Source organism: Comamonas piscis, assembly GCF_014109725.1.
GTDB classification, from domain to species: domain Bacteria; phylum Pseudomonadota; class Gammaproteobacteria; order Burkholderiales; family Burkholderiaceae_C; genus Comamonas; species Comamonas piscis.
In genome coordinates this window covers 236,701-251,591 of record NZ_CP058554.1, presented here as the reverse complement: position 1 = coordinate 251,591, position 14,891 = coordinate 236,701, and the positions used below count along the sequence as shown (strand labels likewise).

Genomic DNA, 14,891 nt, shown 5'->3' with positions numbered 1-14,891 from the left:
TACTGCCATGTCTGAGACTGTTGTTTTGCGGGGGCCCGAGCGCCCTGATTTGTTGCGCCACGAGGTGCTGGCCGATGTGTTCGAGGCCACCGCCTATGCCCACCCCGAGCAAGTCGCGCTGATTGCCGGCACGCGGCAGCTGAGCTATGCCGAGCTCGACGCCGACGCCAGCCGTGCGGCCCACCGGCTGATCGAGGCCGGCATTGGCCCGGGCGACATGGTCGGCCTGTGGCTGCCACGCGGCATCGCCTTGCTCAGCCTGCAGCTGGCCATTGCCAAAACCGGCGCCGCCTGGCTGCCCTTTGACAGCGAAACACCCCCTGAGCGCATAGCGACCTGCCTGGAAGACGCAGGGGCCAAGGCGCTGCTGATGGCGGCCGCCACGCCCCAACAAGGCCTGCGCGATGCCCAGGTGCAGTGCCCGCTGTTGACGGACATTGGCCTGCTGGCCGAGTTGCCCGCCGGCACCGCAGCGCGCCGGCGCAGCAATGCCCAGCCCAGCGATCCCGCCTATGTGATCTACACCAGCGGCTCGACCGGCAAGCCCAAGGGCATCGCCATCAACCAGGGCAGCATTTGCCACTTTTTGCGCAGTGAGAATGCGCGCCTGGGCGTGCGCCTGGGCGACAAGGTCTACCAGGGCTTCTCGGTGGCCTTTGACATGTCCTTCGAGGAGATCTGGATCAGCTACCTGGTGGGTGCCACCTTGTGGATTGCGCCGCGTGAGATTGCCGGCGACCCCGAGGCCCTGCCCCAGGCCTTGCTGGACCAGCAGGTCACTGTCCTGCATGCCGTGCCCACCTTGCTGGCGCTGTTTGCCCAGGATGTGCCGAGCCTGCGCATCATCAACCTGGGCGGCGAGATGTGCCCCGAAGCGCTGGTTGATCGCTGGGCCCGTTCCAGCACCGGCGCGCCTCGGCAGCTGTTCAACACCTATGGGCCGACCGAGGCCACCGTATCGGCCAGCCTGGCCGAGCTGCAGGGGGGCGAGCCCGTCACCATCGGCACGCCCTTGCCCAACTACAGCATGGTGGTCGTGCAGGTGATCGAGGCGGAGAGATTTCCTGCAGGCACCGCGCCTACCTTGGTAGGCCTGCCGGCCGGTGAGGTGGGCGAGCTCTGCATTACTGGCCCTGGCGTGGCCGCTGGCTACCTGGGCCGGCCGGAGCTGACGGCCGAGAAGTTTTTGGACAACCCCTGGCCGGCAGGGCCGCATGACACGCGCCTTTACCGGACCGGCGACCTGGCGCGCATCGATGAAAAAGGCCAGATGCAGTGCCTGGGCCGGGCCGATGACCAGGTGAAGATCCGAGGCTTCCGCGTGGAGCTGGGCGAGATCGAAGCGGTTTTGGCCCAGCAGCCCGGTGTGGGCACCACGGCCGTGCTGCTGCGTAAGGACGATGGCATCGACCAGCTGGTGGCCTTTTATGTGCCGTTGGACGCGCCCCCCAGCCATGCCGCACTGCGCAGCGCGCTGGCCGAGCGCCTTCCGCCCTACATGGTGCCCGCCCGCTTTGAGGCGCAGGCGCTGATGCCGCGCCTGACCTCGGGCAAGATCGACCGCAAGGCGCTGCGTGCCGCCGAGCTGAGCGCTGCCGTGGACAGCGGTGACTCGGACACTGCCGAGACCCCGGCCGAGGAGCTGCTGTTTGCTGCGCTGGCGAAGATCTTTCCGGGCCAGCCCATCCGCCGCTCCTTGGACTTCTTCAGCGACCTGGGCGGCCACTCGCTGTTCGCGGCGCGGCTGACCTCGATGCTGCGTGCCGACCCGCGTTTTGCACAGGCCACCGTCAGCACGATCTACCAGCAGCGCCGTGTGGGTGCGATTGCCGAGGTCTTGCAAGCGGGCATGGTGGCGGACGATGCGCCAGCCGCCGCACCCCGCGCGTTCCGCGAGCATTCGGCCTTGCGCCGCTGGCGCTGCGGTGCCGCGCAGGCGCTGGCGATTCCGTTTTTGGTGCTGGTCAAGATGGCGCAATGGCTGGCGCCGTTCTTCACCTACCACTTCTTCACCGGGGACGAGAACGACTCGGTGCCGCTGGCCATTGCCATCTCGGTGCTGGCTTTTGCGCTGGCCACGGTGCTGGAGTTTGCCGTGGCCTGGGCGGGCAAGTGGCTGATTGCGGGCCGGCTCAAGGCGGGGCGCTACCCGCTGTGGGGGCTGACCTATTTCCGCTGGTGGCTGGTGGATCGCTTGGTCGAAGCCGTGCCGGTGGGCATGATCACCGGCTCCTCGCTGTTCCCGCTGTGGCTGCGCGCGCTGGGCGCCAAGGTGGGCACGGATGTGGTGCTGGGCTCCATGACCGTGCGCGCCCCCGATCTGCTGCGTATTGGCGCAGGTGCCAGTGTGGGCAATGTGGTGAGCCTGGAGAACGCCCGGGTCGAGGGCGGCTGGCTGCTGCTGGGCCCTGTCGATATTGGCGCCGAGGCCTGCATTGGCTCCTATGTGGTGCTGGAGGGCAATACCCGCCTGGGCGACTGGGCGCATCTGGAAGGGCAGTCGAGCCTGAGCGATGGCCAGGTGCAGCCTGCGCGCAGCGTCTGGGCCGGCTCGCCTGCGCAAGCGGTGTCGGAGTTTGACAGCAGCTGCATGCCCGAGCGTGTGCGGCCCAGCGCCGCTTGGCGCGTTTGGGAGATGCTGGTGTATGCGGTGGGTGGCCTGAGCATTGCGACCCTGTTCTTTATGCCGGTGTTCCCCGCGTTCTTGCTGATCGACTGGCTGGATGTGGATTCGATCTCGGTGCGGCCTCTGCTGGAGGATGGCACGGTCGATGCGCTGGGTGCGTTTATCCTGCGTTTCTTCAAGTTCTTTGTGCTGGCGCTGCCGGCCAGTCTGGTGCTGGTGGTCTGCACCATGCTGGTGGCGGCCTTGATCCGTTATCTGTTCCTGCCCCGGCTGCAGCCGGGCACCTGGTCGGTACACAGCGGCCGCTACCTGGGCAAGTGGCTCACCAACCAGATCCAGGAAGGCAGCCTGGCCACCTTGCACGGCATCTATGCCACGGTGTTTTCGGCCAGCTGGTACCGCATGCTGGGTGCCAAGGTGGGCAAGCGCACCGAGCTATCGACCGCGCTGGGCGTGGTGCCTGACATGCTGACCCTGGGTGATGAGTGCTTTGTGGCCGATGCGGTGATGCTGGGCGATGAGCGCATTGATGGCGGCTACATGACGGTGCAGCCCACGGTGGTGTCGCGCCGCAGCTTTATCGGCAATGGCGCCTATGTGCCCGATGGCTCAACTATCCCCGAAGGGGTGCTGATCGGGGTGATGTCGGCCGTGCCGCGCAATGCCGATATGCAGGCCGGCCAGACCTGGATTGGCTCGCCGGCCATCAACCTGCCGGCGCGCGAAGTGGTGCAGGGCTACCCCGACCACCTGACCTTTGCCCCCTCGCGCCGCCGCGTGCTGGGCCGGGGCCTGGTCGAGGCCTTCCGTATTGGCGCGCCGCATGCGCTGGTGATTGCCGCCGGTTATGCGATCGTGCTCGATGCGATGCCGCTGGCCGCTGCCGGCCGCTGGGGCGCCGTGGTGCTGGACCTGGCCGTTGCCGGCATGGTCTTTGGCCTGGTCGCCTTCTGGGCGGTGGCGCTGTTCAAGTGGTTGCTGGTGGGGCGCTACCGCAAAAAGGCGATTCCGATGTGGACGCCCTTTGTCTGGCTGTCCGAGGCCACTACCAGCATGTACGAAGGCATAGCGGTGCCCAACTTTTTGCGCTACCTGCGCGGCACGCCCTGGCTCAACCTGGCGATGAACCTGCTGGGCAGCAAGATTGCCAGCAGCGCCTACCTGGACACCACCGACATCACCGAGCATGACTGCGTGACCATTGGCGACCACAGCGAGCTCAATGCCCTGTCTTGCCCGCAAACCCATTTGTTTGAGGACCGGGTGATGAAGGTGGACGACGTCGTCATTGGCGCGCGGGTGACGGTGGGCGCGCGCTGCACCGTGCTCTACAGCGCCGAGGTGGGCGATGGCGTGCAGCTGGGCCCCATGACCTTGGTGATGAAGGGCGAGCGCCTGCCCGCTGGCACCCGCTGGCAGGGCGCACCTGCGTCGCCATGGCGGGCCTAGACGCCGCAACGCTGAGTTGGTCCGCGCAGCCGCTGGCCCTGCCGCCAGCGCTGCAGGGCCGGGTGCAGGCCCAGGCGGTGACGATGGCTGGGCCGCCATCGGACGCTTTGCCCCGCGAGCCCATGCGCGAGGCCGTCTACCAGTCGATCTGCCAAGCGCTGGCGCCGCAGCTGGGTTGCACTGCCAGGCAATTGGCGGTGCAGCGCCGGGCTGGGCAGGCGCCGCAGTTGCTGTGCAATGGGCAGGCATTCACGGGGTGCCAGCTGTCCATCAGCTATGCCGATGCGATGGCGGTTTGGGCCTGCACGCAAGAGGGCAGCGTCGGCATCGATGTGCAGGGCCTGCCCGGGGATGCCCAGACAGATATCGATGCGGCGGGATGGCCCGCGGTGGCTGCGCTGTATCTGGACCCTGATGCCGCCGCTGCGCTGGCTGGCTTGCAGGGCATGGACTGGCAGCGCGGTTTTGCGCAGCAATGGGCGCGGCTGGAGGCCCAGCTCAAATGCGCCGGGATGCCGTTGACCGAAGTTCATCATCGCCAACCTGGCTGGAATGCCGGCATGGTGGTGACAGATCTAACAACCGATTCAGGCGCCCTGGCGCTGGCCTGGCGCACGTCGGCCTAAGCCTCATCCGGTTTTGGCGGGGCCGTTACACTGGCCTGCCCGCCCGCCGCTAGCAGAATCTGCACCGCGCCAGGCCCATATCGATACAACGAATAAATCGTTGGCGGGGCCGGTCGGCACTGCCATAGTGCGGCGTTTTGTTTTTGCATGGAATGAAGGAATCTGTGATGCAACCCACCACTTATCTGCAAGGCCGCAACGGCTGGGCGCGCAGCGTCTGCACCCTGGCGATCGCCGGCGCAGTGGCCAGCATGGCATTTTCTGCCCAGGCATCGAACTTTCGCTGGACCCGCTCGGCCGATCTGTCGTCCTGGGATATTCATGCGCAGAATGTCGGGGTCAACAACTCGGTGCACCGCGCGGTGTACGAGGCGTTGGTGGAGTACAACAGCCAGACCCAGAAGCCCGAGCCTTCGCTGGCGACCAAGTGGGAGCGCATCAACCCCAAGCAGCTGCGCATCACGTTGCGTGAAGGTGTGACCTTCAGCGACGGTTCGCCGCTGACCTCCGAAGATGTCAAATTCTCGCTGGAGCGGGCCAAGGCCAAGAGCTCCGGCTTTGTGGTCTACACCCAGGGCATCGACCGCATCGAGGTGGTCAATGCCCGCACCCTGGATATCTTCTCGGACGTGCCCAACCCGGTGCTGGTCAACCAGCTGACCGAGCTGCGCATCATGAGCAAGCCCTGGGCGGTGCAGCACCAGTCCGAGGTGCCCAAGGACATCAAGGCCAAGGACGAGAACTATGCCCACCGCCATGCGCTGGGCACCGGCCCCTATGTGCTGGACAGCTGGTCGCAGGATTCGCGCCTGGTGCTAAAGCGCAACCCGCAGTGGTGGGGCAAGACCCAGTACCCTAGCAACATCACACAGGCGGTGTACACGCCGATCAAGTCGGACGCCACACGCACCGCAGCGCTGCTGTCGGGCGAGGTCGATTTCATCATCGACCCGAGCATGAACGACCTGCAGCGCATCAAGCAGGCGCCCAACCTGCAGGTGCTGGAATCCGCCGCTGACCGCACCCTGTTCCTGGGTATGGACCAGTTCCGCGACGAACTGCCCCAGTCCAGCGTCAAGGGCAAGAACCCGTTCAAGGATGTGCGCGTGCGCCAGGCGCTGTACCAGTCGATTGACATGGCCACCATCCAGCGCGTGGTGATGCGCGGCCTGGCCCAGCCCACCGGCACCTTGATTGCCCACCATGTGAATGGCTGGACCAAGCAGGCCGACCAGCGCCTGGCCTTTGATGCCGACGCTGCCAAGAAGCTGCTGACCCAGGCGGGCTATCCCGATGGCTTTGAGTTCGAGTTCTCCTGCCCTGCCGGCCGCTACCCCAGCGACGAGCAGCTGTGCCAGGCCATCAGCGCCCAGTGGGCCAAGGTGGGCATCAAGGCCAAGCTGCGCACCTACCCGTTTGCCACCTACTTCCCGATGATCCAGCGCTACGAAGCCAGCGTTTATCTGCTGGGCTGGTCGGTGCCGACGTTTGATGCTTATTACAGCCTGCAGGCGCTGCTGCGCTCTCCTGGCGGCAGCGGCGATGGCAACTTCAACCTGGGCCGCTTCTCTGACCCGCAGCAAGACGCGATGATCGAGCGCGTCAAGACCGAGACGGATCTGAAGCTGCGCAACCAGCTGATCGAAAAGGTGCTGCTCAACGAGCACAAGGCCATCTCGCATGTGCCGCTGTTCAACCTGATCACGCCCTGGGCCACCAGCAAGAAGGTCAGCATCCCCACCCGCGCGGACAACTACATCGACTGGCGCCTGTTGAATGTGGTGAATTAAGGGGCAGGGTTGAGAGAATGGGCGCTGCTGTCTGATAATGCCCGCATGCGCCTGATGCCTCTCCGCCGCTCCTTCTTGCTCAGCTGTGCCGCTGCGGTGCTGGTGGGCTGTGCCTCCGAGCCGCCGGCGCCCGAGCCGGAAGCCAGCTTGGCCCATGCCAGCCTGCCGGTGCAACTGCTGATGACGGAGGGCTTTGTGCCCGTACACCGCGCGCTGGCGGGGCAGCTGATGATCCCCACCCAGATCCGCGCCGAACCCGGCTATGGTGCGCCGCATAACGTGGCCCAGGAGCTGGGCCAGTACCTGCAGCAAGCGCGTTGTGTGGACCTGGTGCTGGCGCCGCGTGCCGTGTTGCAGGTGATGCAAGTCCAAGGGCTGGTGCGCCCGGGGCGTCTCTACGATGTGGTGCGCTCACCGCTGATCGCCATCGTGCAGGCCGGCCGCCCGCTGCCGGTGCTCAAAGACACAGAAGACGCCAAGAAGATGCTGGAGGCCACCCGCAGCATCGCCTACCCCTCGGCCGATGGCGGCGACTTTATCGAGCAAAAACTGTTCCCCGAACTGGATCTGACCGCCAAGGTGATACCCAAGAGCATCAAGGTGTTTGGTCCCCAGGTGGCACAATTGGTGGGCCGGGGCGATGCGGAGCTGGGCCTGCTGCTGCGCAGCGAGCTTCCGCGTACTGCCGACGTGCAGGTGGTCGGCAAGATACCGCATCCGCTGGCCTATGAGGCGGTCTTCAGCGCCGGCATTGTTCGCCAGGCCTGCAGCAACGCAGGCGCCCAATTGTTGGCCCGCTTTTACCAGCGCGAAGCGGCCATCCACGACTGGAACGGCTCCGGCTGGGAGCCGGTGGCAGGGGTCTCGCAGCCGCCGCCACCGCCGGTGGAGCACCTTGACCCGAGCGAGTATCAGCCCCGAGCGCTTTGGGCCAGCGCAGCCTGCACCGCAGGCCGTGCTGCCACGCGGGCATAGTGCGCCGCCACGCGCGGGAATTCGTTGATATCCACGCTGTCGCTCTTGAGCCAGCCGGCCATCGTGAACAGGTAGCCATCGGCCACCGTGTACTGCTCACCCATCACCCAGGTTTTGTCACCCAGGTAGTGCTGCTCGATCAGCGTGAAGCCATCACGCATGTTCTGCGGCACCTTGGCCTGCATGGCCTTTTGTGCGGCCTCGTCATCGGCCCAGCGCGCCGCACGCGGACGGTGGGCGTGGCTGATGTGCACGGTCGAGGCCAGGAAGCTGTTGAACTCCTGCATGCGGGCGAGTTGGAACGGGTCGCTCAGCGGCGCGAGTTGTTTGTCGGGGTGGGTTTGGGCCACATACAGCAGCAAGGCGGCTGTCTCGGTCAGCACCCCTTGGGGGGTGACCAGCGCCGGCACGCGGCCCTTGAGGTTGATGGCCAGGTAGGCCGGGGCGCGCTGCTCGCCTTCGGCCATGTTCAGGCGCTGGGCCTCAAAGGCGGCGCCCGCCTCGTGCAAGGCAATCAGCACGGCCTGGGCACAGGTTCCGGGGGCGTAGTACAGGGTCAGGTCTTGGCGCATGGGTCTCCTTGGGGGCGGTGCTGGGTGTTGGTTGCTGGCTGTCTGCCGTATCGCCTGGGGATGCTAATCGATTTGCCTGCTCTGCGCTGCGCTCGCCGTTACCATGGGTGTCTGTACCGAAACATCGATGCCATGGCCAAAGAGAAATCCGTTTACATCTGCAGCGAATGCGGCGGCACCAGCCCACGCTGGCTGGGCAAGTGCCCCTCCTGCAATGCCTGGAACACCCTGGTGGAGACTGCCGCCGATTCCGCCAGCGGCGGCAAGAACCGCCTGAGCCAGACCGGCCGCACCGGCTATGCCGGCCAGGCCCAGGCCGTCACGCCGCTGGCCGCCATCGAGGCCACCGAAGTGGCCCGCACCCCCAGCGGCATTCCCGAGCTGGACCGGGTGCTGGGCGGCGGCATTGTCGAGGGCGGCGTGGTGTTGATTGGCGGCGACCCGGGCATCGGCAAATCGACCTTGCTGCTGCAGGCGGTGGATGCATTGCAGCGCGAAGGCCTGCCGGCCCTCTATGTGACGGGTGAGGAAAGCGGCGCCCAGGTGGCGCTGCGCTCGCGCCGGCTGGGGCTGGACAACAGCCAGGTCAATGTGCTGAGCGAAATCCAGTTGGAAAAAATTCTGGCCACCTGCGAGAGCACGCAGCCGGCGGTGGTGGTGATCGACTCGATCCAGACCATGTACTCGGACCAGCTCAGCTCGGCCCCCGGCTCGGTGGCGCAGGTGCGCGAATGTGCCGCCCACCTGACCCGCATGGCCAAGAGCACCGGCATTGCGGTGGTGCTGGTGGGCCATGTGACCAAGGAAGGCGCGCTGGCCGGCCCGCGCGTGCTGGAGCACATGGTCGACACCGTCCTCTACTTTGAAGGCGATACGCACAGCAGCTTCCGCCTGGTGCGCGCCATCAAGAACCGCTTTGGTGCCGTCAACGAGATCGGTGTCTTCGCGATGACCGAAAAAGGCCTCAAGGGCGTGAGCAATCCCAGCGCGATCTTTCTGAGCCAGCACAGCGAGCCGGTGCCCGGCAGCTGCGTGCTGGTGACCTTGGAGGGCTCGCGCCCGCTGCTGGTCGAGATCCAGGCGCTGGTCGACAGCGGCGGCCCCAGCCCCCGCCGCCTGTCGGTGGGCCTGGACCGCGACCGCCTGGCCATGTTGCTGGCCGTGCTCAATCGCCATGCTGGCGTGGCCTGTGCCGACCAGGATGTCTTCGTCAACGCCGTCGGCGGCGTGCGCATTGGCGAGCCTGCGGCCGACTTGGCCGTCATGCTGTCCATTACCAGCAGCCTGCGTGGCAAGGCCCTGCCCAAGGGCTTTATCACCTTTGGCGAAGTGGGCCTGGCCGGCGAAGTGCGCCCCGCACCACGTGGGCAAGAGCGCCTGAAGGAGGCCGCCAAACTGGGCTTCACCGTCGCCGTGGTGCCCCGCGCCAATGCGCCCAAAAAACCCATAGAAGGCATCACCATCCACGCGGTGGACCGGGTGGACGAGGCGATATCGCTGGTGCGTGGGTTGGACTGATCGCATGGCCGTGGATGCCTTGGCCCGTGACGGCTTTGCGCTGGTCTCCGGCGTGCTGGATGCAGACGGCTGCGCAGCGGCACTGGCTGACCTGCAGGACCAGACTGGGAGTGGGCCAGGGTCACGCGATCTGCTGTCCTTGCCATGGTGCCAACGCTTGGCTGTGCAGCTGCGTGGGTGCGCTGGCTTGTCCGGGCTGATTCCTCACGGCCACCAAGCGGTGCAATGCACCTATTTTGAAAAATCCCTAGGCACCAACTGGCTGGTGGCTTTGCACCAGGACTTGGCGATTCCCGTGCAGGCCAGGGTTGAGCACCCAGCGCTTAGGGGCTGGTCGATCAAAGAAGAGGCGCAGTTTGTGCAGCCACCGCCGCATGTGCTGGAGCAGCTAGTGGCCCTGCGGCTGCATCTGGATGACTGCGGCCCGGACGACGGCCCGCTGCGCGTGGTGCCGGGTTCACACGCCATGGGCGTCATCGACAGCGCACAGGCTGCGCAGATACGTGACGACCGAGGAGAGGTTGCATGCCCGGCTGCGCAAGGCGCCGCCTTGGTGATGCGGCCCTTGCTGCTGCACGCCTCGTCCAAAGCGCGTGGCAGCAGCCATCGGCGCGTGCTGCATTTTCTGTTTGGCCCTGCGCAGCTGCCTTATGGGCTGGCTTGGGCTTAGCTGCCTTTAAACCAACCGCCCCTGTGGCCACAGATGCGCCGGGTCGTTGTACCCAGGCGTCGACGGGTGGCCGGGGCTGACCAGGCTGTTGACCAGGCGCTCGTCCTCTACGGTGATCTGGTAGTCCAGCGCGGGCTGGTAGTCCTGCCATTGCTTCAAGGTGCGCGGCCCGGCGATGACCGAGCTGATGGCGTTGTGGGCGAGCACCCAGGCGGTGGCGAACTGCGCTGCGCTGATGCCCTGGCGCTCGGCGTGCTGCTGCACCTGCTGGGCAATGACAAGAGATTCAGGGCGGAACTCGGTCTGCAGGATGCGGGCATCCTGGCGGCCGGCGCGGCTGTCTTTGGGTGGCTCCATGCCGGGCTGGTACTTGCCGCTCAGAACACCCCGCGCAATGGGGCTGAAGGGCACGACGCCGATGCCGAACTGCGCGCAGGCCGGGAGGATGTCGGTCTCGGGCATGCGGTTGAGCAGGTTGTAGTAGGGCTGGCAGACGACGGGCGGGGGCAGGCCGATCTCGCGGGCGATGTAGACGGCTTCGGCAATGCGCCAGCCTCGAAAGTTGGACAGGCCCCAGTAGAGAATCTTGCCGCTGTCGATCAGTTGCTTGAGCGCGTAGAGCGGCTCTTGCAGCTGCAGGCCCACGCGGTCGCGGTGCAGGTAGAGGATGTCGATGCGGTCGGTCTGCAAGCGCTGCAGGCTGGCTTCGACCGAGCGCAGCATCCAGGCGCGGGAGTACGAACCTTCATTGGGCTGGCTGCCCATGGCATTGCCCAGCTTGGTGGCCAGCACCCAGTCATCGCGCTGCCCTTGCAGCAGCTGGCCGACCATGCGCTCGGACTCGCCCTTGCTGTAGATGTCGGCGGTGTCGATAAAGTTGACGCCCTGGGCACGCGCATCGGCGACGATGGTCGCCGCCTCCTGGAGGTCGGTCTGGTCGGCGAACATCATCGTGCCCAGGCAGAGGGCGGAGACTTGGAGAGGGCTGGCGCCCAGCTGGCGGTACTGCATCTTGGTCCTTTGGGAATCAGGTCGTGATGCCCGGATGCTAGCCTGCCGCCGCAGGTTTGTCAGTCACGGTGCTCAATCGAGACCGCTGTCGTCGCCTTCCTCGTCATCGTCCTTTTCCAATTGGCTGCGGTTTTGCAGCTGCTCGCGCATGCTGTCGGTGCCCTGCATGAACTGGTCCACCGAAGTGGTAGGTGCCAAGCGCCATTGCGGCGGCAGCATCGTGGACATGTAGAGGTTGTCGCCCAGGCGTTTTTGCGTCTGCCACTGCAGGCCCAGCTTGGCACCGATGCCCAGCACCAGCAGGCCGCCAACGGCCAGCGCCAGGGTACGGGCCGATACCAGGGTGGCAGCGCGCAGGTGGAACCAGATGACCACGGCCATCAAGGTGAAGGACGCCAGGCTGGCAAAGCGGCTGAGCAGCGGCCAGGACATGGCAAAGCCCGTCACCGACAGCAGCACATCCAGCAAGGCCATGGCGACCATGCCGACCGAGGCAATGCCGACATGGCGCCAGAAGCCGGTCACCCCGGTGAATAGCTTGCCCATCATCGACCAGCCCAGGGTCCAGACCAGCAGGCCGCCCAGCATCCACAGCAGGATGGCAGGCAGTTGGCGGGCCAGGGCACCGGTTTCGGTAGCGCCCAACCAGGTGGTCCAGGCGGACAGCAGCACGAGCAGCACCAATGCGAAGCCCGTCAGCAGCCCCTGGCTGCGCGAGAAGGGGCGCCAGCGCTGGGTGGCGGCCAGCGGCTGGGCGGTGCTGCGCAGGTTCAGCTGCACGCCCCGGCCCAGCGTGAGCCGCTGGCCAGGCTGCCAGGCAAAACGCTCGCCGGCCTGGTAGTGGCGCCGGCCGTGCCAGACGCCATTGGTGCTGTCCAGCACCTCGACCTCGTAGTGGCCTGCATGCGGGTGGTGCAGGCGCACATGGCTGGGGCCAATGCTGGGGTCCGTCAGCACCAGGTCATTGGTGGCGGCACGGCCGATGGTGCAGGGCCAGGCAAACACCGGCAAGGCCATGGCCAGGCGGTGGCCGCGCTCGACCAGCTCCAGCACGGCGCCTTCGGGCTCCTGCGCGGGGGCGGGCGCCTGAAGGCTGGCGTCTTCGTGTTCTGGAGCGATATCGGTCAATTCGGGGTAGTCTTGATGGCTCATTGGGCGGCCTCGCTGGAGAAGCCTTGCAGGTACTGGCGGGCCAGGCGCTGGGCATTGTCAAAACTCACGGCGCTCACATTGAGCCGGCCGAGCACGCCTTGGCGCGGCTGGTCCACCGAGACGGCCAGCACGGTCAGGTCATAGAGGCCGCTGAACTTGCGGTAGGCGGCCATGCAGACGACGGCGCGCAACGGCAGCTTGGCATCGCCGGCGACAAAATCCTCGCGGCATTCATAGCCAGTGCGCACGCGGTTGCCGCGCTTGCGCATCGGCTCGTTCGCAAAGCTGGAGCCATAGGTGTGGGCAAACTGCCAGGGGCTCAGGCGCGGCGCGTCATAGGCTTCGTAGCGCATGCCCAGTCCGCCCACATCGCCGTCACCGGTGAAGACTTCGCTGTCGATGCGGCATTGGCTGCGCTCAAAATCAAACAGCGATTCACTGCGCCGCTCGCGGCCATCGCCCCAGCAGCGGGCCAGGGTTTCAGATGGCACAGGCACGCGGTAGGGGCCGTAGCGCTCGGAACGTGTATTGCCGCTCAGCACCCGGTCGACCAGGTCCTTTTGGTGGGCCATCAGCTGGCGGGTGACCTCGGCATGCATGGCGCCCTTGACCGGGCTGGCCTCGCGGCCCTGGGCGAGCAGCTGCTCGACAAACTCCACCGGTACCAGAAAGCTCAGCTGCTCTGCGCCCAGCTGCTTGGCCACATTGACGCCCACCACGCGGCCCTGGGTGTCGATGGCCGGGCCACCGCTCATGCCCGGGTTCAAGGTGCCGCCAAAGAAGATGCGCGGGTAGAAGCTGCGCTGCACCAGGCCGTTGTAGGTGCCCTCGGTGATCGCAAAGCCGACATCCAAGGGGTTGCCCAGCGAGAAGATGCGCTCGCCGCCGCTCAGTGGCCGGCTGCTGGGGCGCAGCGGCAGTGCGCTGTAGCGGTGCTCGGCACTCGCTTCTGCGCCTTCTTTGGCTGGCGCGACGCGCAGCAAGGCCAGGTCATGCAGCACATCGATAGCGAGCAGCTGTACCGGCGCCTCCTGGCCGCTGACCGATACCAGCACCGCGCGGTGGCGCTCAGGCTCCAGCGCCAGTTGGCTGATCACGTGGTAGTTGGTGATCAGCAAACCGTCTTCCGAGACAAAAAAGCCCGAGCCGGTGCTGCTCTGCGTATTGGTCTGGCGGCGCAGGGTGCGGATCTGCACCAGCTTGTCGCGGGCGGCCATATAGGCCTGCTGGGCGTCGGGGGAGGGGGGCGGGGCATCGGCCGCTGGGGCCGCCGCAGGAGTGCTGGAGGCTGTAGGCGATGCAGGCGCCGCTGGGGAAGTGGGCGCGGGCACCGCGGGTTCAGCGGTGAGCGCGCTGGTGGCTGGCGCCAGCGGTGACTGGGCCATGGCCGGCGCTGCCAGCAAAGCGGCCAGCGCAAGTGCCAGGCCGTTGCGCCACAAAGGCGATGAAGTGCAATGGATCATGGTGTTGGGTGTCGCGCCCCGCCGGCAAGCAGGTTGATGTGCAGGCATGGCGGTGCGTTGGGCTCAGGGGCTGATGGCCAGGGCTGGATACCGGGCAAGATCAAATGCTATCAAAATTAAAGCGCGGTTGTGTGAAAGGATCTGGGAGGTGTGCATGCGCTCCTGGAACAGGCTCCTTAAGCAACGCCACGGCTAAGCAGCTCGCCGAGCAGGTTGCGCAGCCCGCCCCATGCCACCTGTATGCCCAGGCACATGAGGATGAAGGCCGAGAAGTTCAGGAAGATCATGACGCCGCTCTTGCCCAGCGGTTTGAGCACCTTGTCGGCATAGCGGTAGCAGACCAGCACGGTCGAACCAGCGACCAGGCATCCCACGATGGCGCCCAGCAGATTGGCGGCGATCACGCCCGAGGATTCGCTGTCCAACAGGGTCACGCTGACGGTGATGGTGGCGGCCAAGGTGCCTGGGCCAAAGGACAGCGGAAAGGTCAGCGGGTAGAAGCTCATCAGGCGCGCGGATTCCGTTGAGAAGGGCGGGGCAGGTTTTTCGGTCAGCTCCTCATTGGGCTTGGCATTGATCATGTTCCAGCCGATCACGGCCAGCAGCAAGCCGCCGCCCAGCCGCACGACATCGATGGACAGTGAAAACAGGTTGAGGATGATGGCGCCAAACAGCATGAAAAACACCATCAGCAGGCTGACCTGGATGGCGATGCGGGTGGCCATGCTCTGTCGCAATTCTTTGGGTGCGCCTTCCGTCAAGGCGAGAAAGAACACCGAAATGCCGATGGGGCTCAGCGCGGGCAGCACGGTGGCAATCAAGAGCCAGAAGCTCTGGTTGCCCGCGCTGAGGTAAGTGTCAAAATTCATTGGGATATGTCTTTTGATAGTTAATATTGCGCCCGATGATGCCACTCTAGGACATGTCGTACCAGGGGGCAATAGGACAACATCGTTACAGCGTATGTTTGTACTTACTAACCACTCTGTCTCCCAATTGGCCTTTAATGGCGACGCGCCACCGCAGGCAGTGGACAATA

Annotated in this window: 11 protein-coding genes; 6 read left to right on the top strand and 5 right to left on the bottom strand. The window is 65.8% G+C overall.

What is annotated here, in order from left to right:
* Positions 1-7 precede the first annotated feature (7 nt).
* The 4 genes from HS961_RS01260 (at position 8) to HS961_RS01245 (ending at position 7,466) form a co-directional block, all read left to right on the top strand.
* The gene (locus tag HS961_RS01260) at positions 8-4,075 is read left to right on the top strand and encodes a Pls/PosA family non-ribosomal peptide synthetase (protein ID WP_182326006.1); all 4,068 of its coding nucleotides are present in this window, start codon (positions 8-10) and stop codon (positions 4,073-4,075) included.
* Positions 4,063-4,701, top strand: coding sequence for a 4'-phosphopantetheinyl transferase family protein (locus HS961_RS01255; RefSeq protein WP_182326005.1), 639 nt, complete (start codon positions 4,063-4,065; stop codon positions 4,699-4,701). The genes HS961_RS01260 and HS961_RS01255 overlap by 13 nt, the downstream gene beginning before the upstream one ends.
* Positions 4,702-4,868: 167 nt before the next feature.
* Complete coding sequence (locus HS961_RS01250) at positions 4,869-6,491, top strand: ABC transporter substrate-binding protein (protein WP_182326004.1); 1,623 nt, start codon at positions 4,869-4,871, stop codon at positions 6,489-6,491.
* Positions 6,492-6,536: 45 nt separating this feature from the next.
* The gene (locus HS961_RS01245) at positions 6,537-7,466 is read left to right on the top strand and encodes a substrate-binding domain-containing protein (protein ID WP_182326003.1); all 930 of its coding nucleotides are present in this window, start codon (positions 6,537-6,539) and stop codon (positions 7,464-7,466) included.
* Here the strand turns inward: HS961_RS01245 and HS961_RS01240 are convergent.
* Positions 7,403-8,038, bottom strand: a complete 636-nt coding sequence (locus HS961_RS01240; RefSeq protein ID WP_182326002.1) for a glutathione S-transferase family protein — start codon at positions 8,036-8,038, stop codon at positions 7,403-7,405. The genes HS961_RS01245 and HS961_RS01240 overlap by 64 nt on opposite strands.
* A 132-nt stretch (positions 8,039-8,170) precedes the next feature.
* On the opposite strand from HS961_RS01240, the gene radA reads away from it, so the two are divergent.
* Complete coding sequence (gene radA / locus HS961_RS01235; protein ID WP_182326001.1) at positions 8,171-9,556, top strand: DNA repair protein RadA; 1,386 nt, start codon at positions 8,171-8,173, stop codon at positions 9,554-9,556.
* A 4-nt stretch (positions 9,557-9,560) separates the two neighbouring features.
* Complete coding sequence (locus HS961_RS01230; RefSeq protein WP_182326000.1) at positions 9,561-10,226, top strand: phytanoyl-CoA dioxygenase family protein; 666 nt, start codon at positions 9,561-9,563, stop codon at positions 10,224-10,226.
* A 6-nt stretch (positions 10,227-10,232) separates the two neighbouring features.
* Here the strand turns inward: HS961_RS01230 and HS961_RS01225 are convergent, their stop codons facing one another.
* The 4 genes from HS961_RS01225 to HS961_RS01210 form a co-directional block, all read right to left on the bottom strand.
* On the bottom strand, positions 10,233-11,237 hold the full coding sequence (locus tag HS961_RS01225) for an aldo/keto reductase (RefSeq protein ID WP_182325999.1): 1,005 nt from the start codon (positions 11,235-11,237) through the stop codon (positions 10,233-10,235).
* A 72-nt stretch (positions 11,238-11,309) separates the two neighbouring features.
* Positions 11,310-12,389 carry an FHA domain-containing protein gene (locus HS961_RS01220; protein WP_182325998.1) on the bottom strand — a complete coding sequence of 360 codons (1,080 nt, stop codon included), beginning with the start codon at positions 12,387-12,389 and terminating at the stop codon, positions 11,310-11,312.
* On the bottom strand, positions 12,386-13,852 hold the full coding sequence (locus HS961_RS01215; RefSeq protein ID WP_182325997.1) for a S1C family serine protease: 1,467 nt from the start codon (positions 13,850-13,852) through the stop codon (positions 12,386-12,388). The genes HS961_RS01220 and HS961_RS01215 overlap by 4 nt, the downstream gene beginning before the upstream one ends.
* A gap of 176 nt (positions 13,853-14,028) precedes the next feature.
* The gene (locus HS961_RS01210; protein WP_182325996.1) at positions 14,029-14,721 is read right to left on the bottom strand and encodes a MarC family protein; all 693 of its coding nucleotides are present in this window, start codon (positions 14,719-14,721) and stop codon (positions 14,029-14,031) included.
* Between the last annotated feature and the right edge of the window lie 170 nt (positions 14,722-14,891).

Coding starts and splice junctions, on each gene's coding strand:
- HS961_RS01260 (WP_182326006.1), top strand. CDS start 8: ATGTCTGAGACTGTTGTTTTGCGGGGGCCCGAGCGCCCTGATTTGTTG.
- HS961_RS01255 (WP_182326005.1), top strand. CDS start 4,063: ATGGCGGGCCTAGACGCCGCAACGCTGAGTTGGTCCGCGCAGCCGCTG.
- HS961_RS01250 (WP_182326004.1), top strand. CDS start 4,869: ATGCAACCCACCACTTATCTGCAAGGCCGCAACGGCTGGGCGCGCAGC.
- HS961_RS01245 (WP_182326003.1), top strand. CDS start 6,537: ATGCGCCTGATGCCTCTCCGCCGCTCCTTCTTGCTCAGCTGTGCCGCT.
- HS961_RS01240 (WP_182326002.1), bottom strand. CDS start 8,038: ATGCGCCAAGACCTGACCCTGTACTACGCCCCCGGAACCTGTGCCCAG.
- radA (WP_182326001.1), top strand. CDS start 8,171: ATGGCCAAAGAGAAATCCGTTTACATCTGCAGCGAATGCGGCGGCACC.
- HS961_RS01230 (WP_182326000.1), top strand. CDS start 9,561: ATGGCCGTGGATGCCTTGGCCCGTGACGGCTTTGCGCTGGTCTCCGGC.
- HS961_RS01225 (WP_182325999.1), bottom strand. CDS start 11,237: ATGCAGTACCGCCAGCTGGGCGCCAGCCCTCTCCAAGTCTCCGCCCTC.
- HS961_RS01220 (WP_182325998.1), bottom strand. CDS start 12,389: ATGAGCCATCAAGACTACCCCGAATTGACCGATATCGCTCCAGAACAC.
- HS961_RS01215 (WP_182325997.1), bottom strand. CDS start 13,852: ATGATCCATTGCACTTCATCGCCTTTGTGGCGCAACGGCCTGGCACTT.
- HS961_RS01210 (WP_182325996.1), bottom strand. CDS start 14,721: ATGAATTTTGACACTTACCTCAGCGCGGGCAACCAGAGCTTCTGGCTC.